The 19,336-nt window shown below is 72.0% G+C and carries 16 protein-coding genes and 5 tRNA genes; 6 read left to right on the plus strand and 15 right to left on the minus strand.

The window, feature by feature from the left end:
* Window positions 1-33: 33 nt before the first annotated feature.
* Together IQ210_RS30400 and IQ210_RS30405 are read right to left on the minus strand one after the other, a co-directional pair.
* The gene (locus IQ210_RS30400; protein ID WP_194082368.1) at window positions 34-855 is read right to left on the minus strand and encodes an aminotransferase class IV; all 822 of its coding nucleotides are present in this window, start codon (window positions 853-855) and stop codon (window positions 34-36) included.
* A gap of 75 nt (window positions 856-930) precedes the next feature.
* Window positions 931-1,980, minus strand: coding sequence for a chorismate-binding protein (locus tag IQ210_RS30405; RefSeq protein WP_194082369.1), 1,050 nt, complete (start codon window positions 1,978-1,980; stop codon window positions 931-933).
* Window positions 1,981-2,157: 177 nt separating this feature from the next.
* Between IQ210_RS30405 and IQ210_RS30410 the strand changes: the two genes are divergently transcribed.
* From IQ210_RS30410 to IQ210_RS30430, 5 genes are all read left to right on the plus strand, one after another.
* Window positions 2,158-2,230 (plus strand) — tRNA-Gly (locus IQ210_RS30410).
* A 41-nt stretch (window positions 2,231-2,271) separates the two neighbouring features.
* Window positions 2,272-2,345: transfer RNA gene (locus IQ210_RS30415), tRNA-Cys, on the plus strand.
* A 1-nt stretch (window position 2,346) separates the two neighbouring features.
* Window positions 2,347-2,418: transfer RNA gene (locus IQ210_RS30420), tRNA-Val, on the plus strand.
* Between the two features lie 32 nt (window positions 2,419-2,450).
* Window positions 2,451-2,522: transfer RNA gene (locus tag IQ210_RS30425), tRNA-Val, on the plus strand.
* Window positions 2,523-2,551: 29 nt separating this feature from the next.
* Window positions 2,552-2,623, plus strand: a tRNA-Val gene (locus IQ210_RS30430).
* Window positions 2,624-2,664: 41 nt separating this feature from the next.
* Here IQ210_RS30430 and IQ210_RS30435 read toward each other — a convergent pair.
* The 4 genes from IQ210_RS30435 to IQ210_RS30450 all read right to left on the minus strand — a co-directional run bounded on the left by IQ210_RS30435 (window position 2,665) and on the right by IQ210_RS30450 (window position 4,865).
* Window positions 2,665-2,961, minus strand: a complete 297-nt coding sequence (locus IQ210_RS30435; RefSeq protein ID WP_194082370.1) for a TFIIB-type zinc ribbon-containing protein — start codon at window positions 2,959-2,961, stop codon at window positions 2,665-2,667.
* Window positions 2,962-3,041: 80 nt separating this feature from the next.
* On the minus strand, window positions 3,042-3,977 hold the full coding sequence (locus IQ210_RS30440; RefSeq protein WP_194082371.1) for a phosphotransferase enzyme family protein: 936 nt from the start codon (window positions 3,975-3,977) through the stop codon (window positions 3,042-3,044).
* 217 nt (window positions 3,978-4,194) lie between these two features.
* A complete protein-coding gene (locus tag IQ210_RS30445; protein ID WP_194082372.1) occupies window positions 4,195-4,392 on the minus strand; it encodes a hypothetical protein in 198 nt (65 codons plus the stop codon).
* 197 nt (window positions 4,393-4,589) lie between these two features.
* Window positions 4,590-4,865, minus strand: a complete 276-nt coding sequence (locus IQ210_RS30450) for a hypothetical protein (protein ID WP_194082373.1) — start codon at window positions 4,863-4,865, stop codon at window positions 4,590-4,592.
* A 196-nt stretch (window positions 4,866-5,061) separates the two neighbouring features.
* On the opposite strand from IQ210_RS30450, the gene IQ210_RS30455 reads away from it, so the two are divergent.
* Window positions 5,062-6,468, plus strand: coding sequence for a serine/threonine-protein kinase (locus tag IQ210_RS30455; RefSeq protein WP_194082489.1), 1,407 nt, complete (start codon window positions 5,062-5,064; stop codon window positions 6,466-6,468).
* 9 nt (window positions 6,469-6,477) lie between these two features.
* On the opposite strand, the gene IQ210_RS30460 is transcribed toward IQ210_RS30455, so the two are convergent.
* From IQ210_RS30460 to IQ210_RS30500, 9 genes are all read right to left on the minus strand, one after another.
* Window positions 6,478-7,296 carry a TrmH family RNA methyltransferase gene (locus IQ210_RS30460; RefSeq protein WP_194082374.1) on the minus strand — a complete coding sequence of 273 codons (819 nt, stop codon included), beginning with the start codon at window positions 7,294-7,296 and terminating at the stop codon, window positions 6,478-6,480.
* A gap of 64 nt (window positions 7,297-7,360) precedes the next feature.
* A complete protein-coding gene (cobA, locus tag IQ210_RS30465) occupies window positions 7,361-8,593 on the minus strand; it encodes a uroporphyrinogen-III C-methyltransferase (RefSeq protein ID WP_194082375.1) in 1,233 nt (410 codons plus the stop codon).
* A gap of 330 nt (window positions 8,594-8,923) precedes the next feature.
* A complete protein-coding gene (gene cobT, locus IQ210_RS30470; RefSeq protein WP_194082376.1) occupies window positions 8,924-13,345 on the minus strand; it encodes a nicotinate-nucleotide--dimethylbenzimidazole phosphoribosyltransferase in 4,422 nt (1,473 codons plus the stop codon).
* 367 nt (window positions 13,346-13,712) lie between these two features.
* A complete protein-coding gene (cbiE, locus tag IQ210_RS30475) occupies window positions 13,713-14,924 on the minus strand; it encodes a precorrin-6y C5,15-methyltransferase (decarboxylating) subunit CbiE (protein ID WP_194082377.1) in 1,212 nt (403 codons plus the stop codon).
* Between the two features lie 102 nt (window positions 14,925-15,026).
* Entirely contained in the window at window positions 15,027-15,665 is a 639-nt protein-coding gene (locus IQ210_RS30480; RefSeq protein WP_194082378.1) for a GNAT family N-acetyltransferase, read from the minus strand.
* A gap of 153 nt (window positions 15,666-15,818) precedes the next feature.
* Window positions 15,819-16,637, minus strand: coding sequence for a MetQ/NlpA family ABC transporter substrate-binding protein (locus IQ210_RS30485; protein WP_194082379.1), 819 nt, complete (start codon window positions 16,635-16,637; stop codon window positions 15,819-15,821).
* A gap of 10 nt (window positions 16,638-16,647) precedes the next feature.
* Window positions 16,648-17,484, minus strand: a complete 837-nt coding sequence (locus IQ210_RS30490) for a MetQ/NlpA family ABC transporter substrate-binding protein (protein WP_194082380.1) — start codon at window positions 17,482-17,484, stop codon at window positions 16,648-16,650.
* 70 nt (window positions 17,485-17,554) lie between these two features.
* Window positions 17,555-18,280, minus strand: coding sequence for a methionine ABC transporter permease (locus tag IQ210_RS30495; protein ID WP_079311824.1), 726 nt, complete (start codon window positions 18,278-18,280; stop codon window positions 17,555-17,557).
* On the minus strand, window positions 18,277-19,308 hold the full coding sequence (locus tag IQ210_RS30500; protein ID WP_194082381.1) for a methionine ABC transporter ATP-binding protein: 1,032 nt from the start codon (window positions 19,306-19,308) through the stop codon (window positions 18,277-18,279). The genes IQ210_RS30495 and IQ210_RS30500 overlap by 4 nt, the downstream gene beginning before the upstream one ends.
* Window positions 19,309-19,336 lie beyond the last annotated feature (28 nt).

The following is a 19,336-nucleotide window of genomic DNA, read 5'->3' on the forward strand; positions in this document are numbered from 1 at the left end:
GGCAGCCCAATATTCGGGAGGGCCCGGGGGCTGTCACGGATCGAGGTCGTTCCCCGCCCGCTCGTCGAAGATCCGCATGGCCTTCGCGGTCACCGGGCCCGGCGCGCCGGGCAGTTCGCGGTCGTCGACGCGGTGCACGGCCTGTACGTCGCGCAGGGTGGAGGTGAGGAAGACCTCCTCGGCCCGCTCCAGGACGTCCAGCGGCAGGTCAGTCTCCTTGGCGCCGGTCCATTCGACCGTCAACGCGCGCGTGATGCCCGCGAGGCAGCCGGAGGCGAGCGGCGGGGTGCGGAGCTCGCCGTCCAGGACGACGAACACGTTCGACCCGGTGCCCTCGCAGAGCCGGCCCACGGTGTTGGCGAACAGCGCCTCCGAGGCGCCCTGGCCGTGCGCGCGGGAGAGCGCGACGACGTTCTCGGCGTACGAAGTGGTCTTCAGGCCGGTCAGGGCGCCGCGCTCGTTGCGGGTCCAGGGGACGGTGATCGCGGCCGTGGAGTCGGGGCGGCGCTTGGTCTCGCCGAGGGCGACGACGAGGGTCGGGCCGTGTTCGCCGCGGTCGGAACCGAGGGGGCCGTGGCCGCCGGTGTAGGTGATGCGCAGCCGGCCGAGCGGCATGGGGTTGGCGTCGAGGACGGCGGCGCAGGCGCGGCGCACCTCGTCGAGGTCCGGGTCGGGCAGACCGAGACCGCGCGCCGAGAGGGTCAGCCGGTCCAGGTGCCGGGTCAGGGCGAACGGGCGGCCGTCCACCGCCTTCACGGTCTCGAAGATGCCGTCGCCCACGGTCAGCCCGTGGTCGAAGACGGAGACGCGGGCGGACTCGATGTCCTGGAGCCCGCCGTCGAGCCAAATCCTCACTGGTCCCTACCTCGCAGAATCCGTGCCGGATGAGTCGCGGCGGCCGGGGGTCCGGGGGTGTCCCCCGGGGTCGGCTCAGGACGTCTGTAGTCCCTCTCCACTCACCTCGTACGTTCCCGACGCTACCGCGAGCAGCCGGGCGGCCTTCAGCTCGGTCTCCCGCCACTCCCCCTCGGGGTCGGAACCCCAGGTGATCCCGGCGCCGGTGCCGAAGCGCAGCTCGCCCTGGGCGCGGTCGATCCAGAAGGTGCGGATGCCGACGGCCAGCTCCCCGGTGCCCCGGTCGGCGTCGACCCAGCCGATGCCGCCGCAGTAGGGGCCGCGCGGCGCCGTCTCCAGGGCGTCGATGATCCGCAGGGCGCTGGACTTGGGCGCCCCGGTGACCGAGCCCGGCGGGAAGGCGGCGGCCAGCAGCTCCGGCCAGCCGGCGCCCTCGCGGAGCTCGCCGCGGACCGTGGAGACGAGGTGCACGAGACCGGGGTGCTTCTCCACCGCGCACAGGTCGGGAACGCTGACGCTGCCGGTGGCGCAGACCTGCCCGATGTCGTTGCGGACCAGGTCGACGATCATGACGTTCTCGGCGTAGTCCTTCTCCAGGAGGTCCGCCTCGGTGCGTCCGGTGCCCTTGATCGGCCCGGACTCGACGACATCGCCGTCACGACGCAGGAAGAGCTCCGGGGAGGCGGTGGCTATCTCCACGCCGTGCTCCGGCAGCCGGATCGTTCCTGCGTACGGTGCCGGGTTGCCGCGGGCCAGCAGGGCGGTCAGCGCGTCCACGTCGGCGTCGGGGGCCACGGGTGCGCTCAGGACGCGGCAGAGGTTCGCCTGATAGACCTCGCCGGCCGCGATGTGCTCCCGTATGCGCCGCACGCCCGCCGTGTACCCGGCACGGTCGAGGGACGACGTCCAGTCGCCGACCGCCGGGCCGTGCCATGCCCCCGGCATCGGGGCGGGCACCGGCTCCTGTCGTACGTCCCGGAAGCGGGCGCAGGTCAGACGGCCCTCGAAGTCGGCGCAGACGGCCCAGAAGCCACTGGAGTCCAGGGCGGCCGGGTCGCTGGTGACGTCGAGGAGACCGGTGGCGACACGGTCACCGAAGCGGGCGAGAGGAGCGAGGTCGAGCACGCGTCGAGTCTATGGCGGGTGTCCCGCGGGTGACCTGGTCATGTCCCTTCGGAGCCCCTGAGCAAGTGCGCGGGCGGACGCACCGCAGCACGCTGCACAAACGCGTTTTTGTACTGGCCCAGGAATCCGCTAGAGTTCAACACGTCGCCGGGACGCGCAAGCGGAACGGAAAGACAGGCGAACGTAGCTCAGTTGGTAGAGCGCAACCTTGCCAAGGTTGAGGTCGCGAGTTCGAACCTCGTCGTTCGCTCGGAAGAGCAAGGGGGATCATCCCGAACCCCCGACACTCCTGGTGGAGTGGCCGAGAGGCGAGGCAACGGCCTGCAAAGCCGTCTACACGGGTTCAAATCCCGTCTCCACCTCCAAGGACGATTAGCTCAGCGGGAGAGCGCTTCCCTGACACGGAAGAGGTCACTGGTTCAATCCCAGTATCGTCCACTGGATCTTCGAGTTCACCGAAGGTCTGACCCGCGCGATTAGCTCAGCGGGAGAGCGCTTCCCTGACACGGAAGAGGTCACTGGTTCAATCCCAGTATCGCGCACGCAGCCCCTCTCACGGGGTGGCTGACCTGGACGATTAGCTCAGCGGGAGAGCGCTTCCCTGACACGGAAGAGGTCACTGGTTCAATCCCAGTATCGTCCACACACCGAAGCCCCCGGCCTTGTGCCGGGGGCTTCGTCGTCTCAGCTGGAGAACAGCATGTGGCCGAAGCTCTTGTGCCGCTGGTGGTGGCCGTAGTGGCCGCCGTGGTGACCGCCGTGCTGCGGGGCGCCCCAGGCGGGAGCGGCAGGGGCCGCCGGGTACGCCTGCGGGGCGGCCGGGGGCGGCGGGGCGGGCTGGCTCCACTGGGACTCCAGGCGGGTCAGCGCCTCCAGCTCGCCGTAGTCCAGGAAGATCCCGCGACAGCCACTGCACTGCTCGATCTGAACACCGTTGCGGTTGTACGTGTGCATGGGCGCATGGCACTTGGGGCACTGCATGGTCGGCTCAACTCCTCGCCGGTCGGTCCTGCTTCGTGTTCCGCCAGGACAGACACTGTCCGGCTGCGGTCGGTTGCACCCTACTTCGCGAATGTGCCGGTCAACTCCGGTGGGGCGGAACCCATTCGGGCACAGGCGTCGACCAGGGACTGCTCGACCTCGTCCAGCGGGCGGCCCGCCGCGAGGGCCTTGGTGAGGGAGCGGGCCGCGGTCTGCACGGTCAGGGCGCGGGCCGGGACGTCCAGGGCGGGCCAGGGGTCGCCCTCAGGCGGTACGGCGGGGCCGCCCGCGGCGCGGTAGGCGTCGAGGAAACGGGTCCACTCGTCGGGCGGGAGCAGTCCGCAGGCGTACCAGGCGGCCGGGCGGGCGAGGTCCCAGGCGGGGACGCCGGTGCCGAGATCGTCGACGTCGATGAGGAGCCACGGGCCGTCAGGGGCGGGGTGGCGGACGAGCTGGCCGAGGTGGAGGTCGCCGTGGCAGAGGGTGCGGGTGTCCGGCATGGGGGCCTCGGCGCGGGCCCAGGCGGGGAGGGTGGCCCAGGCGTCGAGGACGGGGCGGGTGGCGGGGTGCGGGGGTGCCGCGCGGAGGCGGTCGACCGCTTGGGCCGCCTTGGCCGGGCCGCGCATCGGAGGGAGGTCCGGGCCGGCCGGGGTGCGGTGGAGGCGGGCGAGGAGGGTCGCCGCCTCCTCCCAGGGGGCCGCGTCCGGGTTCTGCGGGTCCACGGGGGTGCCGTACGGCCAGAACGTGACGAGGCGGCCGTGGAGGGCGGCCGGGGTGGGGGCGAGCGGCGGGAGGAGGATGCCCGGGAGACGGCCGGCCGCGGCGAGGCGTGGGGTCAGCTCCGCGAGGGGGGTGCTCGGGGCGTGGGCCTTCGCGACCGTGTCGGCGTGGCGGACGACGGTGGCGTCGGGGCGGTCGGCGAGGGTGCTGGTGCCGCAGACGCAGGACGTGGTGCGGGCATGGGCCGTGACCTTGGCCCGGGTGGTGAGCTCGGCGAGCAGGGCGGTGGCGGTCACGGGGCTCCCTCGGGCGGTGCGGGGTCAGGCTGTGAGGGTACGGGGGCCCGCGTCGACGGGGCTCAGCTGTTCGCGACGACCGCATCGGAGAAAAGCAATGCCGGCGCAGCTCCCCAGCTGCGCCGGCATTTGTGCCGTCCGCCGCACCCCCGTCCCCACGGGGTTTCATGGGTGGATGTCCCCGCCCGGACCGCTCTTCCGGGCCTGGGGTCGCCGCTCAGCGCCCCAGCATCACGCCCACGGACGACGCCTGTGTGGCCACCGTCTCCCAGCCTCCGAAGAGGAGGAAGAGCAGGACCGCAGGAGGAAGGGCCATCAGCGTCGCCACCAAGGGGTGGCGACGGCCCGTGCGGCGGGGGCGGAACGCGGTGCGCTCCTGTGTGCGGATCATCGTCCGCGGTGCCGTGTGGGCCATGGTCCCTCTCCTGACCGTTTCCGTTGTCGTTGGCAGCGGCGGGTGTCTGACCTCGGGGGACGAGTGCTGCACCCGCCGCTTGACCTCAAATCTAGGCGGACGGCGAGCGCCGCACGTCATGCCCTCGTACCGATTGCCGGGCCTCCCGGAGGATGAGCCATGACCTGCGGAGTACTCCCCTGGGTGGAGACGGGGACCTAGGTCTCCGGGTCTTCCCGGAGGGGGCGCCCGGTCTGCCCCGGTTTCTCCGAGCCGTCCTCGCGCGGCACCGGCTGCTCGACCAGCGCCAGGACACGGGTCGCCATGAAGCGGGCGGTCCGCACGACGGTTCCGCTGCGGGTGACTTCGCTCACTTCCACCACACCTCGGCGGACCGCCGTCTCCACTCGGCGGCCCGCCCTGCTCGCCACCACCTCGTATGTGCGCGTCGTGTCCCCTGCGTCCACGACTATCTCCACGCGATCACCCTTCACGGGTTCAATCCCCCTTCTGTGATGGATGGTTGGGAGAGCGCGCGCGTCAAAGCCCCGCAGTTCGCGCGCTCCCTGACCACCCCTCAATTCTCCCACCGGGCACTGACAATCCGTCGGGACGAGAGGGCGCGGCCTCTGCGCGCGGGCGGCCGCATAAACGTAAGCTGTGGCTCGTCACACGGACCGGGCAGCGGGGATGAACATGGCGATGATGCGCCTGAGGCGCGAGGACCCGCGCGTCGTCGGCTCGTTCAGGCTTCACAGACGGCTCGGCGCGGGCGGTATGGGCGTCGTCTACCTGGGCTCCGACAAGAAGGGGCAGCGGGTCGCGCTGAAAGTGATCCGGCCCGATCTGGCGGAGGACCAGGAGTTCCGTTCGCGGTTCGCGCGTGAGGTCTCGGCGGCCCGGCGGATCAGGGGTGGTTGTACGGCACGGCTCGTGGCGGCCGATCTGGACGCCGAGCGGCCGTGGTTCGCCACCCAGTACGTGCCCGGGCCCTCCCTGCACGACAAGGTCGCTGACGAGGGTTCCCTGGTCGCGGCCGAGGTCGCCGCGATCGGCGCGGCGCTGTCGGAGGGGCTGGTCGCGGTGCACGAGGCCGGTGTGGTGCACCGGGACCTCAAGCCGTCCAACATCCTGCTCTCCCCCAAGGGTCCGCGGATCATCGACTTCGGCATCGCCTGGGCGACGGGGGCCTCGACGCTCACGCATGTCGGCACCGCCGTCGGTTCGCCCGGCTTTCTCGCGCCGGAGCAGGTGCGGGGCGCGGCCGTCACTCCGGCCACCGACGTGTTCTCGCTCGGTGCGACGCTGGCGTACGCCTCGATGGGCGACTCGCCCTTCGGGCACGGCAGTTCCGAGGTGATGCTGTACCGGGTGGTGCACGAGGAGGCGCAGCTGCACGGCGTACCGGACGCTCTTGCTCCGCTCGTGCGTGCCTGTCTCGCCAAGGACCCCGAGGAGCGGCCCAGCACGCTTCAACTGTCGTTGCGGCTCAAGGAGATCGCCGCGCGGGAGGCGCAGGGGCTTGCCGACGTACGGCCGCCCGCGCCGCGTGGCGCCGACGCGGACCGGCCCGCCGGGCGGGTCACCGAAAGCTATTCCGACCCGCAGCGGGTGCAGCAGCGGCGGCCTCAGGGGGCGCAGCCGGGGCCCACGCAGCGCACTCCGGCGCCGCGGGGTGGTACGCCGTCGTCCTCGCGCGGGCCCGCTCCGTCGCGGAACGGGACGCCGTCGCGGGGTGGTGGCCCCACGTCCCGGTCGGGTGCCCGGCCGACGCCCGCCTCGCGGAACACGACGCGGTCCGGCGGCGGGAGCCGTCCGGCGCCGCGCAGTGGGACGGGGCGTCCGGCGCCCAGGACCACGGGGACGGGCCGGCGGCCCGCCAATCCGCGGCTGCTGCGGCAGCGGCTGTTCGTGTTCGTGGTCGTGACCCTGCTGGTGGCGCTCGGCATCGCCGCGGCGCAGGGGTGTCAGGGGCCGGCGCGGGGCATCGGCGACGACCGTGATGTCGTACGGCAGGAGTGGGTGCACCACCCGCCGCTGGACGAGGGGAAGTTGATGTCCGAGCGGTTCGAGTCGACGTTGGAGACGTCCGACTGAGGCGTGGGCCTACAGTTCGGGGCGGCCCGTGGCCACCGCGTAGAAGGCGACCGCTGCTGCCGCGCCGACGTTGAGGGAGTCGACGCCGTGGGCCATCGGGATGCGGACCCATTCGTCGGCGGCGACCAGGGCCTGGGTGGAGAGGCCGTCGCCCTCCGCGCCGAGCATCAGGGCGACCCGGTCCATCTTGTGCGGGGCGGCCTCGTCGAGGGTCTTGGCCTTCTCGTCCGGGGTGAGGGCGAGGAGCGTGAAGCCGGCCTCGCGGACCGACTCCAGGCTCTTGGGCCAGGTGTCGAGACGGGCGTAGGGGACGGAGAAGACCGCGCCCATCGAGACCTTCACACTGCGGCGGTAGAGCGGGTCCGCGCAGTCGGGCGACAGCAGGACGGCGTCCATGCCGAGCGCTGCCGCCGAGCGGAAGATCGCGCCGATGTTGGTGTGGTCGTTGACCGACTCCATGACCACGACCCGGCGGGCCGTCTGGAGCAGGTCGGTCGCCGTCGGGAGCGGCTTGCGCTGCATGGAGGCGAGCGCGCCGCGGTGCACGTGGTAGCCGGTGACCTGCTCGGCGAGCTCCGGGCTGACGGCGTAGACCGGCGCCGGGAGCTCGTCGATGACGTCGCGCATGACGTCGACCCACTTGGCGGACAGCAGCATCGAACGCATCTCGTACCCGGCGTCCTTGGCCCGTCTGATGACCTTCTCGCCCTCGGCGATGAACAGGCCCTCGGCCGGTTCGCGCTTGCGGCGCAGCTCCACGTCGGTCAGGCCTGTGTAGTCGCGCAGGCGCGGGTCGTCGGGATCGTCGACGGTGATGAGATCGGCCACAGGGTGATACTGCCTTGCTCTGGGTGCGGTGCCAACGGCTCGGTACGAGTTGGGTTACCCCGGGTTACGCGGATGTCTGCGGGCCTACGCCGACGACCGCGCCGATGACGATCACCGCCGGGGGCTTCACATCCTCCCGTACGACCGTCTCGCCGACCGTCGCGAGGGTGGCGTCCACGCGGCGCTGGGCGGCGGTGGTGCCCTCCTGGACGAGGGCGACCGGGGTGTCCGCCGGCTTGCCGTGGGCCACGAGCGTCTCGGCGATCTTTCCGATCTTGTCGACGCCCATGAGGATGACGAGGGTGCCGGTGAGCTTGGCCAACGACGGCCAGTCCACCAGGGAGCGCTCGTCGTCAGGGGCGACATGGCCGCTGACCACCGTGAACTCGTGTGCGACACCGCGGTGGGTGACCGGGATGCCGGCCGCGCCCGGGACGGAGATCGAGCTGGAGATGCCGGGGACGACGGTGCACGGGATGCCGGCCTCGGCGAGGGCGTGCAGCTCCTCCATGCCACGGCCGAAGACGTAGGGGTCGCCGCCCTTCAGGCGTACGACCGACTTGCCCTGCTTGGCGTGCTCGATCAGCGCGTTGTTGATGGCCTCCTGGGCCATGAAACGGCCGTACGGGATCTTCGCCGCGTCGATCACCTCGACGTGCGGCGGGAGTTCGGCGAGGAGGTCGCGGGGGCCGAGGCGGTCGGCGATGACGACGTCGGCCTCGGCGAGGAGGCGGCGGCCGCGGACCGTGATGAGGTCCGGGTCGCCGGGGCCGCCGCCGACGAGGGCGACGCCCGCGGTGCGGGTGCGGTGGTGGGGGGCGACGAGGGTGCCGTCGCGCAGGCCCTCGACGACCGCGTCGCGGATGGCGGCGGTGTGGCGGGGGTCGCGGCCGCGCGCGTCGGTGGTGAGGACCGCGACGGTGACGCCTTCGCTGTGGCCGGTGGCGGGGGTCCAGGCGGTGGCCTGGTCGGCGTCGTCGGAGCGGACGCACCAGACGCGGTGCGTCTCAGCTTCGGCGGAGGCCGCGGTGTTCGCCTCGGTGTCGCTGGTGGCGATGAGGGCGTACCAGGCGTCGGCGAGGTCGCCGGTCGCGTAAGGGCGTCGCTCCCAGGTGATCTCGCCCGCGTCCGCCATGGCTTCGACGGAGGGGGTCGCCTCGGGGGACACGAGGAGGATGTCCGCGCCCGCTGCGATCAGGGCCGGGAGGCGGCGCTGGGCGACCTGGCCGCCGCCGAGGACGACGACCTTGCGGCCGGTGAGGCGGAGGCCTACGGGGTAGGCGGGGTTTTCGGCCATGAGGGTGCGGCTCCTCTGGGGGCTTGGCGGGGGCCCTGACGTGCGGATTTTACGCGGCGGGCGGGGGAAGCGGCTCAGGTGTCCGGTGGCTGAGCGTCGTTGGCGGGTGCACGGCGGGGACTTTCTCGCCCCCGCCGCCCCTACCCGTCCCATCCTCCAGGGGCTGCCGCCCCTTCGACCCCGCCTCCTGGGGGCTGCGCCCCCAGACCCCCATCGGCCCTGAACGGGCCTCGTCCTCAAACGCCGGACGGGCTGAAAGAAACGGGTGGGTGGGGATCAGGGCGGCAAACCCACGTCCTCTAACGCCGGACGGGCTGAAAGCGGTGACCGCTACTTCTCAGTCACCCCCGCCGAGTCGAACGTCGCCACCTCGTGCATCGCCCGGGCCGTGCTCTGGACCAGAGGGAGGGCCAGGAGGGCGCCGGTGCCTTCGCCGAGGCGGAGGTCGAGGTCGACCAGGGGGCGCAGGCCCAGCTTGTTCAGGGCGGCCACGTGGCCGGGCTCGGCGCTGCGGTGGCCCGCGATGCAGGCCGCGAGGACCTCGGGGGCGATCGCGCGGGCGACCAACGCGGCGGCGCCGGCGCTGACGCCGTCCAGGATCACCGGGGTGCGCAGAGAGGCGCCGCCCAGGAGGAGGCCGACCATCGCCGCGTGTTCGAAGCCGCCGATCGCCGCGAGGACGCCGATCGGGTCGGCCGGGTCCGGCTGGTGGACCTCGATGGCACGGCGGACGACCTCGGTCTTGCGGGCGAGGGTCTCGTCGTTGATGCCGGTGCCACGGCCCGTCACCTCGGCCGGGTCGGTGTCCGTGAAGACCGAGATCAGGGCCGCGGACGCCGTCGTGTTCGCGATACCCATCTCGCCCGTCAGCAGTGCCTTGTTGCCGGCCGCCACCAGGTCACGGGCCGTCTCGATACCGACCTCGATGGCCTGCTTGGCCTCCTCGCGGGTCATCGCGGGGCCGGCGGTCATGTCGGACGTGCCCGCGCGCACCTTGCGGGGCAGCAGACCGGGGGTGGCGGGGAGGTCGGCCGCGACGCCTACGTCCACCACACAGACCTCGGCGCCCACCTGGCTCGCGAACGCGTTGCAGACCGCGCCGCCGCCGAGGAAGTTGGCCACCATCTGGGCCGTCACCTCCTGCGGCCAGGGGGTGACGCCCTGGGCGTGCACGCCGTGGTCGCCGGCGAAGATCGCGACGGCCGCGGGCTCCGGGATCGGCGGCGGGCACTGGCGGGAGAGCCCGGACAGCTGCGCGGAGATGATCTCCAGCATCCCGAGCGCGCCGGCCGGCTTGGTCATCCGCTTCTGCCGCTCCCACGCCTCGCCGAGCGCCTTCGCGTCCAGCGGGCGGATCTGCGCGACGGTCTCGGCGAGCAGGTCGTGCGGCTCCTCGCCGGGCAGGGCGCGACGGCCGTACGTCTCCTCGTGCACGACCCACGACAGCGGGCGGCGCTTGGACCAGCCGGCCTGCATCAGCTCGGGCTCGTCCGGGAACTCGTCGACGTACCCGACGCACAGGTAGGCGATGACTTCGAGGTGCTCAGGCAGGCCGAGCGCGCGGACCATCTCGCGCTCGTCGAAGAAGCTGACCCAGCCGACGCCGAGGCCCTCGGCGCGGGCGGCGAGCCAGAGGTTCTCGACGGCGAGGGCGGCGGAGTACGGCGCCATCTGGGGCTGGGTGTGGCGGCCCAGGGTGTGGCGGCCGCCGCGGGTCGGGTCGGCGGTGACGACGATGTTCACCGGGGTGTCGAGGATGGCCTCGATCTTCAGTTCCTTGAACTGCTTCGCGCGGCCCTTGGGGAGGGACTTGGCGTACGCGTCGCGCTGGCGCATCGCCAACTCGTGCATGCTGCGCCGGGTGTCGGCGGAGCGGATGACGACGAAGTCCCACGGCTGCGAGTGGCCCACGGACGGGGCCGTGTGGGCCGCCTCCAGGACGCGGAGCAGCACCTCGTGCGGGATGGGGTCGCTGCGGAAGCCGTTGCGGATGTCGCGGCGCTCGCGCATGACCTTGAGGACGGCCTCGCGCTCGGCATCGTCGTAGGCGGGCGCGGCCGGGCCGGTGGACTGACGTACTTCTTCCACGGTGGCCGTGCTTTCTTCCTGATCGGCGGCCCGGGTGTCCAGGTCGTCGGCGTTCTGTACGAGTTCTGCTTCTGCTTCGGCTTCGGCGAGTTCGGGGGTGTCGCCGTCTCGGGGGGCGGGGACGGCGGGTTGGCCCTGAGCCGGGGGGGCCTCGGTCGCGCCGGTCCCGGGCGTCTGCGCGGCCTGTGTGGGCTCCACGGCTTCCGTCGCTTCCGTGGGGAGGACGAGCGGCTGCGGCGGGGTGGGGGCCAGATGCGGTGTGGTCGGCACCGAACCCTCCACCGGGACGAACTGTCCCATGGGCTGGTCGGGGTGAGCGGCCAGCGGGGCGCCGGGCGCGAGGTCCGGGGCGGCCGAAGTCTGTGCGGGCGTGGCCTGGTCCATGAACAGGACCTGGGGGCCTGCGGGTTGGGCGATGAGTGCGTGCGGGGGCGAGGGCTGGGGCGGCTGCGGGGCGGCCGGGGCCTGTGCGGAGGCCGCCTGGAGATCGGCGGGGTGGGCCGCGTCCGCCAGGGGGGCGGGAGCCGGTGCGTCCAGGGGGGTTGCTGCCGGGGTGTCCGGCGTGTGGGACGGGGTGACCGCGTTGTGAGATGCGGTGGCGTCGTCCGGCTGAGCTGCGGATTCCGCCGACTGCTCGGTCTGCGCCTGTGTGATGTCCGCGGGGGCGGGCAACGGCTCGGTGGCGGGGGCGACTTCGGCCGGTGGTTCTACGACGGTGGCCTCGGCGGTGGCAACAGGTTCGGCGGGCGCGGCTGGGGCGCCCTCCGGCTGCGCGAGCTGGTCGGTGGCCGCTGCGGCAGCCTCGGGGCCGGTGGCTAGCGCGGTCTCCGCCGCGGGCTGCTCCACGTCTGCCTCCGGCGGGGCCGATACGGCTTCGGGGGTGACTGCTTCGGGGGCGGGAGCCGTGGGCACGGTGGCCTCGGGCCCGGCGATAGCAGGTGCGGTCCCTTCGGGCGTTACGGCGTCCGGGTCGGAGACGTCAGGCGCGACGGTCTGTCCTGCGGCAGCGGCGACCTCGGCCACCTCGATGGCCTCAGCAACCGGGGTCTGCTCGGTCTCAGACGCCGGCGCCTCCTGAGGCTGCGGCGCGAGTGCCTCCCCGGCCTCGGCCGCCTCCGACGCGACCGGCGGCTCGACGCCCTGAGCGGCGTCTACGACGGGCTGCTCCGCGACGCCACCCACGGCACCGGAAACGTCCGCACCGCCGGTCTCGGACACCGCAGCCGGAGCCTCCCCGGCCACGGGCGCCTCGCCACCGTCCGGCAGGGCGACCCCGGCATCCGGAGCCACACCGGGCTCGGGCACGCTCGCGCCCCCCGGAACCTCTTCGTCCGTGGCCGCCACGATCGCTGCGTCCGGCACTCCCCCGGCATCCGGCGCCGGAGCCGCCGTAGAAGCCTCAGAAACTGCCGAGTTCACAGGAGCCGCAAAAGCACCAGCAGCGGCAGGAGTGTCAGAGGCCGCCGGGACCGTCCCACCGACCGCGTCGCCCCCCGCACCGGCGACGGGCACACCCTCGCCCCTTACCGGAACGCCTTCACTCCCGAGCGGCGCCAACCCCGGCTGCACACCCTCGGGATACGCGCCTTCCGACTGCGCCCCCTCCGGGTACGCCCCTTGCGGCTGCACACCTTCCGGCTGAGCACCCTCCGGCTGCGCACCTTCCAGCACGCCTCCCGGCTGCACACCCTCCGAAGGTGCACCCTCCCCCTGCGCCCCGTCCACCTGCGCCTCCCCCGGCTCCCCCACCCCACCGGCGGCACCCGCCTGCGTGGTCAGGCGGGCGACCGCGGCCTGGGCCGCGCCCACCGGCTCGGGGGCGTGCTGGGCCGTGGGGTCGGCGGCCGGGACAACCGTTTCGGCAGCCTGGGCCACCGTGCCCGCCGGAGCGGGGGCGCCCCAGGCCGTGGCGCCCTGTGGGGCCATCTCGCGGAGGGGCTGGGGGATGTCGAGGTACTCGGGGCCCGTGGTCGGCGGGCCCGCGTGACGGGTCGGCGCGCCCGCGGGGCCGCGGTCGGCGAGGGAGCGGACCGGGCTCGCGGAGGCGTCGGGGATGGGCGGGCCGAGGTGCAGGGGCCGGCGGGGCGTGATCGGCGGGATCGGCATCGACGGAGCCGACGGGGCCGAGGCGACGGGCTGCGGGTCGGGCATACGGACGCCACCGAGGTCGACCGAGCCGCTGTCGCGACCGGCCATCTCGTGCGGACCGGGTTCGTGCACGCCGTCCTCGTAAGACACCGGCACCGACTTCCCGAGGGACGCCTGCGCGGGCTCGGCGAAGGGCTGGTGCGCCGCGTCCGCGAAGGCCTGGTGCGCCGCGTCCGCGAAGGCCTGGTGCGCCGGGTCCGCGAAGAGCTGCTGCTCCGGCTCCGCAAAGGCCTGCTGCGTCGGCTCCGTGAAGGCTTGGTGCGCCGCGTCCGCGGGCGGCTCCTGCGCGGCTTCCGCCGGCGGCGCCTGCACGGTCTCGACGACGGGCTCCGGTGCGGGCGGGGCGACCTCGTTGCCCCATGCGCCCTGGGCGCCCGGCAGCAGCAACAGGTCTTCGTCCTCGGCGGTGGTCTCGGAGAGGTAGGTGTACGCACCGTGCGCGGGGACGCCCGGCTGCTCCACCATGCCTGCGTTCTCCGGCAGCCCCTCGCCCGGGACCTGGCCGGTGTCGGTCATGCGTACCCCTCGCCCATCGGTTAGTGCTTCTACGACCAGCTCACCGGGAACGGCGCACCGACCGCCCCCGCAGTGAAGAACGAGCGTGCGTGCCCAGCGGCACGAACGGCCCGCCGAGAAAGACGACAAAGCCATTAACTGGCATTGTCCCGGCCGTTCCCCCGTCGCGACAGGTTGATCCGCGACAGCCCGCTGTGGACTGCGCCACGTTGCGCGTCCTCCGGTTCTGCCGTACCACACCCACCCCAAAACGGGCGCGTTTTCCGGACATTGACGAACGAAAGACCGGGCCACCGGGTGCGGTACAACAGTCGGCCAGCCTACCGCGCGCGGTACGACAACAGGATCACCGGGACGGCGTACAGGGTCATACCGTGCGATCGGCGAGCGCCCCGCTGAGCAGGAACGCGACGCTCCGTTCCTTCTCCGTCCAGGCCCTGGTGTCGAGTTCGACGGACTGCAGGAGGGCGCACTCGACGCGGTAGCCGTGCTCCGTCAGGTCGCGGCCGAGGAGTTCGGCCTCGTCGCGGGTCGAGGCGTGGGCGACGATGCGCTGCGGGCGGCGGTCGGCGACCGCGGAGACGACGGCGGCTCCCCCGCCGCCGACGCGGACGACGTCCGGTTCGGGCAGGTTCTCCAGGACGTGCGGGGCGGTGCCGCGGACGATCTGGAGCTGGACGCCGAAGCGGCGGGCGGCGGCGTCGGTGCGGCCGCAGGCGGTGAGGTCCCGGTCGACGGCGATGACGGCGGCACCGGCCCGGGCGGCCTCGACGGCGAAGGCGCCGCTGCCGCAGCCGATGTCCCAGACGAGGTCGCCCACGCGCGGGCCGAGGCGGGCGAGTTGGGCCGCGCGCAGCAGATCCGTCTCGCCCTCGCCGAGCGGGCCGTCGTACGCCTCGGCGGGCTGGGTCCAGCCGCGCGGTCCGGTGCCCGGGTCGCGCCCGGAGATCCAGCCGCCGCCCTCCCCGGCGCTGACCGGGCCGCCGATGACGATGACCACGTTGGGGTCACGCCAGGTGTGGTCGGCGGCCTTGTCGGAGGTGAGGATCGTGACCTGTTCGCGGTCGGTGCCGAGTTCCTCGCAGATGACGAAGGTGCGGTGGACGCCCTCCATGAGGAGACCGAGTTCGGCGGGGCCCGCGCCGGGTGAGGTGAGGACGGCGACCTTGGTGTGGGCGCGGCACACGTTCACCGCGCGGCGCAGGGTGCGGCGGTGTGCGACGACCACCTGGGCGTCGTCCCAGGGCATGCCGGCGCGGGCGAAGGCGGCGGCGACCGACGAGACGGCGGGGACGACCTCGACCTCCAGGCCGAACTCGGGTGCGCGCAGGGTCCGTACGACTCCGAAGAAGCCGGGGTCGCCGTCCGCGAGGACGACCGCGGTGCCGCGGTGGCCGGCGATCCGGCGGGCGGCCAGGGAGACGCTGCCGAGGCGGATGCGCTCGGCGGCGGGCGGCACCTCGGGCAGTGCCAGGTGGTGGGCGGCGCCTGCCACCAGGGTCGCGGCGCCGAGTGCGGCGCGTGCCGCGGCCGTCAGCGGCGAGCCGTCCCAGCCGATCACCGTGACCCGGTCGGCCATCGTCGTCAGTCTCCAGGGTTTGCGCAGGTCGTCAGGGGCGGGCTTCGTGAGGGTACCTGGTCGACCCGGCGAACGCGGCAGCGGTACCGCACGCCCCCTGGTTCAGTTCCAGTCGCCGTACGACGTGAAACCGCTCGTGTCGGCCAGCTGCTCCCCGGCGCCCTCGATGTCCTCCGGCAGCAGGCTCCAGACGATGAAGTCGGTGCGGACGTCGGCCCAGGTGTCGTCCTCGGTGCGGACGCGCGCTATGCAGGCGTTGCGCAGGACGCCCTCGCTGATGCAGCCGATCTTCTGGGCGACCTGCTGGGAGGCGGTGTTGTCGGCGGCCGTGCGGAGCTCTATGCGCTCGAACTTCTGGTCGGTGAACAGCCATTGGGCGGTGGCGAGCGCGGCCTCGGAGGCGTAGCCCTCGCCGCGGGCCCAGGGGGCGATGATGTACGACAGTTCGGTCGACCTGACGTGCCAGTTGGTCTTGGTGAGTTGGACGATGCCGACGAGGCGCTGGGTGAGGAACTCGGTGACGGCGAGGTCGAGTCCGCGGCCCGCGGCGCGTTCGGTGGGCGCGTACTCGGTGATCCAGCCGCGCGCGCTCTCCTCGGTGAAGGGCTGGGGGACGTCGGTCCAGGCGACGATCTGCTCGTCGTTCATCATCTCGGTCAGCGCGGGCACGTCGTCCTCGTCGAGGGGACGCAGCACCAACCGCTCCGTGCTGATGGAGATGTTGGGGAAGGTGCTAGTCATGCGCCGCTCCGTAACCTTCGGAAAACCTTCAAGTCCTGCCGGGGTCCTGCTGAACTGCCCAGCATGCAGCATGAAAGCACCGGACCGCACTACAGGGTCCACCCGGGGTGAGCGAGTGGACCCTGTGCGTGGCGATACGCGGTATACGCGCGGTCAGCCGGTGGTGACCGGCAGGACGCTGCCCTGGTACTTGTCCTCGATGAACTTCCTGACCTCCGCGGAGGTCAGGAGCTTCGCGAGCTTCTCGACCCTGGGGTCGTCCTCGTCGCCGCGCTTGACGGCGAGGAGGTTGGCGTAGGGGTTGTCCTTCGCCGACTCCAGGAGGATCGCGTCCTCGGTGGGGCTGAGGCCCGCGTCCTGGGCATAGTTGTTGTTGATGACCGCGGCGGCCACGTCGTCGAGCGAGCGCGGCAGTTGGGCCGGTTCCAGCTCCTTGAACCTCAGGTGCCGGGGGTTGGCCGCGATGTCCGCGGGCGACGCGTCGGTGGCCGCGCCGTCCTTGAGCGTGATGACGCCCTGGGAGGCGAGGAGTTTCAGCGCGCGGCCCTCGTTGGTGGTGTCGTTGGGCACGGCGACGGTGGCTCCGTCGGCGAGCTTCGTGACGTCCGCGGTCTTCTTCGAGTAGACGCCCATGGGCGGGAGATAGGCGTCCACGACCGGAACGAGGTCCGTTCCCTTGGACTTGTTGAAGTCGTCCAGGTAGGGCTTGTTCTGGTAGAGGTTCGCGTCGAGCGAGCCTTCCTGGAGCGCGGTGTTCGGCAGGACGTAGTCCGTGAACTCCTTGATCTCCAGCTTCAGGCCCGCCTTGTCGGCGAGGTTGTCCTTGATGTACGTCAGGACCTCGCCGGCCGGGACGGCGGTGGCGCCGACGACCAGGGTGCCGTCGTCACCACCGCCGCTGTCCTGAGAACCGCAGGCGGCGAGCCCGAGGGCGAGAGCGAGGACCGAGGCGGCGGTGAGTGTCTTGCGCATGCCGGGCGCCTCAGAAGGACGGAATGACGGAGCCGTCGTACTTGTCCTCGATGAACTTCTTGACCTCGTCGGAGGTGAGGAGCTTGGCGAGCTTCTTCACGCGCGGGTCGTCCTCGTTGCCGTCCTTCACCGCGAGGAAGTTGCCGTACGGGTTGTCCTTGGCGGACTCCAGGACGAGGGCGTCCTTCGCGGGGGACAGGTCGGCCTCGATGGCGTAGTTGCCGTTGATGACGGCCGCGTCGACGTCGTCCAGGGAGCGCGGGGTCTGGGCCGCCTCCAGTTCCTTGAACTTGAGGTTCTTGGGGTTCTTGGTGATGTCGGCGGGGGTCGCCTCGTTGCCCACGCCGTCCTTGAGCGTGATGATCCCGTTGGCGGCGAGCAGCTTGAGGGCACGGGCCTCGTTGACGCTGTCGTTCGGGACCGCGATCGTCGCGCCGCTCTTCAGCGCGTCGGCGCTCTTCACCTTGTGGGAGTAGAGGCCGAGCGGCTCCAGGTGGACCGTGACGACGGGCACGATGTGGGTGCCGTTCTTCTTGTTGAAGTCGTCGAGGTACGGCTGGTTCTGGAAGTAGTTGGCGTCGACCGAGCCGTCCTCCGTCGCCGTGTTCGGCGTGACGTAGTCGGTGAACTCCTTGACCTCCAGGTCGAGGCCCGCCTTCTTCGCCAGGTTGTCCTTCACGTAGTTGAGGATCTCGGCGTGCGGGACGGGGCTCGCGGCGACGACGAGCGGGCCGCTCGTGTCGGAGGAGCCGGCGGAGTCGGAGTCCGAGGAGCCGCAGGCGGTGAGTCCGAAGGTGAGGGCGCCGGCGGCGAGGACTGCGGTCGTGAGCTTTGCGGTGTTACGCACGAAAAGTGCCTTTCCTTTTGGGCAGAGCGACCCCGCGGTTTGTGGTGCGGGGAAGTTTTTTGGGGTGGAGTCAGACGGTCTTGGTGTCCGCCGTCGCGGCCTTCAGCAGCCGTAGCTTCGGGGCCGGGCCGGTCTTGCCGCCGCGGCTGTGCAGCGAGCGGGCCGCGAAGTCGCCGGCGAACTGGATCAGCGAGATGACGACCGCGAGGATCGCGACGGTGATCCACATGAGCTGGGTCTCGAAGCGCTGGTAGCCGTAGCGGATGGCGATGTCGCCGAGGCCGCCGGCGCCGACGGTGCCGGCCATGGCGGAGTAGCCGATCAGCGCCACGATCGTGGTCGTGGTGCTGGCGATCAGAGAGGGCAGCGACTCCGGTACGAGGACCTTGCGGACGATCGTCCAGGTGTTGCCGCCCATCGACTGCACGGCCTCGACCAGTCCGCCGTCCACTTCGCGGACAGCCGTCTCGACCAGCCGCGCGAAGAACGGGATCGCCCCGATGGCGAGCGGCACGATCGCGGCCTCGCGGCCGATGGTGGTGCCGGTGATGGAGCGGGTGAAGCCCATCAGCGCGACCATCAGGATGATGAACGGCATCGACCGGGCGACGTTCACGACCTGCCCGATGACCTTGTTGGCGACGACGTTCTGGAGGAGTCCGCCCCGGTCGGTGAGGACGAGGAGGACGCCGAGCGGGAGGCCGCCGACGACGGCGATGACGGTGGACCAGCCGACCATGTAGAGGGTGTCCCAACACGCCTGGGACAGCAGCGGCTGCATCTCGGACCAGGTCACTTGGCACCTTCCTTCACGAGCACCGGCTCGTCGATGACGTCGATCTGGAGGCCCTGTTCGCGCAGGAACCCGATCGGCACGACGTTGTCCTCGTAGCGGCCGGGCAGTTCGATGCGCATCCGGCCGACCTGGAGGCCGCCGACGGTGTCGATGGCGGCGCCGAGGATGGAGATGTCGATGTTGTAGGTGCGCGACAGCTGGGAGATGACCGGCTGGGTCGCGGCCTCGCCGTGGAAGGTGACGTCGACGACGGTGCGGTCGTCCCCGGTGGCCTCGCCGCCGACCGGGAAGAGCGCGGTGGCGAGCTCGGAGCCGGGGGTGGCGAGCAGCTCGCTCACCGTCCCGGACTCGACGATGCGGCCGTTCTCCATGAGGGCGGCGGAGTCGCAGATCGACTTCACGACGTCCATCTCGTGGGTGATGAGCAGGACGGTCAGGCCCAGCTGGCGGTTGAGGTCGCGCAGCAGCTGGAGGATCGAGCGCGTGGTCTCCGGGTCGAGGGCGCTGGTGGCCTCGTCGGAGAGCAGCACCTTGGGGTCGCCGGCCAGGGCGCGGGCGATGCCGACGCGCTGCTTCTGGCCGCCGGAGAGCTGGGCGGGGTAGGCCTTGGCCTTGTCGGCGAGTCCGACGAGGTCGAGCAGCTCGAGGGCCTTCCGCGACCGCTCCTTCCCCGACTTGCCGAGGATTTCGAGGGGCAGCTCCACGTTGTCCTGCACGGTCCGGGAGGACAGCAGGTTGAAGTGCTGGAAGACCATGCCGATACGGCTGCGCGCCTCGCGCAGTTCCTTGCCGGCCCGCGGTCCGCGCCCGGCGAGGGCGGTGAGGTCCTGGCCGGCGACGGTGACCGTGCCGGCGGTGGGGCGCTCCAGCAGGTTGACGCAGCGGATGAGGGAGGACTTGCCGGCGCCGGACTGGCCGATGACGCCGTACACCTCGCCTTCGCGGACGTGGAGATCGACGCCGTCGAGGGCGGTGACCTCGCGGCCGCGTGAGCGGTAGACCTTGGTCAGGCCCGTTGTGGTGATCACTGGGATTCCATCACTGTCGGGTACGTAC

Source organism: Streptomyces justiciae (genome assembly GCF_015163075.1).
Taxonomy (GTDB): Bacteria; Actinomycetota; Actinomycetes; order Streptomycetales; family Streptomycetaceae; genus Streptomyces; species Streptomyces justiciae.

Coding starts and splice junctions, on each gene's coding strand:
- cobA (WP_194082375.1), bottom strand. CDS start 8,593: ATGGCCGAAAACCCCGCCTACCCCGTAGGCCTCCGCCTCACCGGCCGC.
- cbiE (WP_194082377.1), bottom strand. CDS start 14,924: ATGGCCGACCGGGTCACGGTGATCGGCTGGGACGGCTCGCCGCTGACG.
- IQ210_RS30435 (WP_194082370.1), bottom strand. CDS start 2,961: ATGCAGTGCCCCAAGTGCCATGCGCCCATGCACACGTACAACCGCAAC.
- IQ210_RS30485 (WP_194082379.1), bottom strand. CDS start 16,637: ATGCGCAAGACACTCACCGCCGCCTCGGTCCTCGCTCTCGCCCTCGGG.
- IQ210_RS30480 (WP_194082378.1), bottom strand. CDS start 15,665: ATGACTAGCACCTTCCCCAACATCTCCATCAGCACGGAGCGGTTGGTG.
- IQ210_RS30445 (WP_194082372.1), bottom strand. CDS start 4,392: ATGGCCCACACGGCACCGCGGACGATGATCCGCACACAGGAGCGCACC.
- cobT (WP_194082376.1), bottom strand. CDS start 13,345: ATGACCGACACCGGCCAGGTCCCGGGCGAGGGGCTGCCGGAGAACGCA.
- IQ210_RS30455 (WP_194082489.1), top strand. CDS start 5,062: ATGAACATGGCGATGATGCGCCTGAGGCGCGAGGACCCGCGCGTCGTC.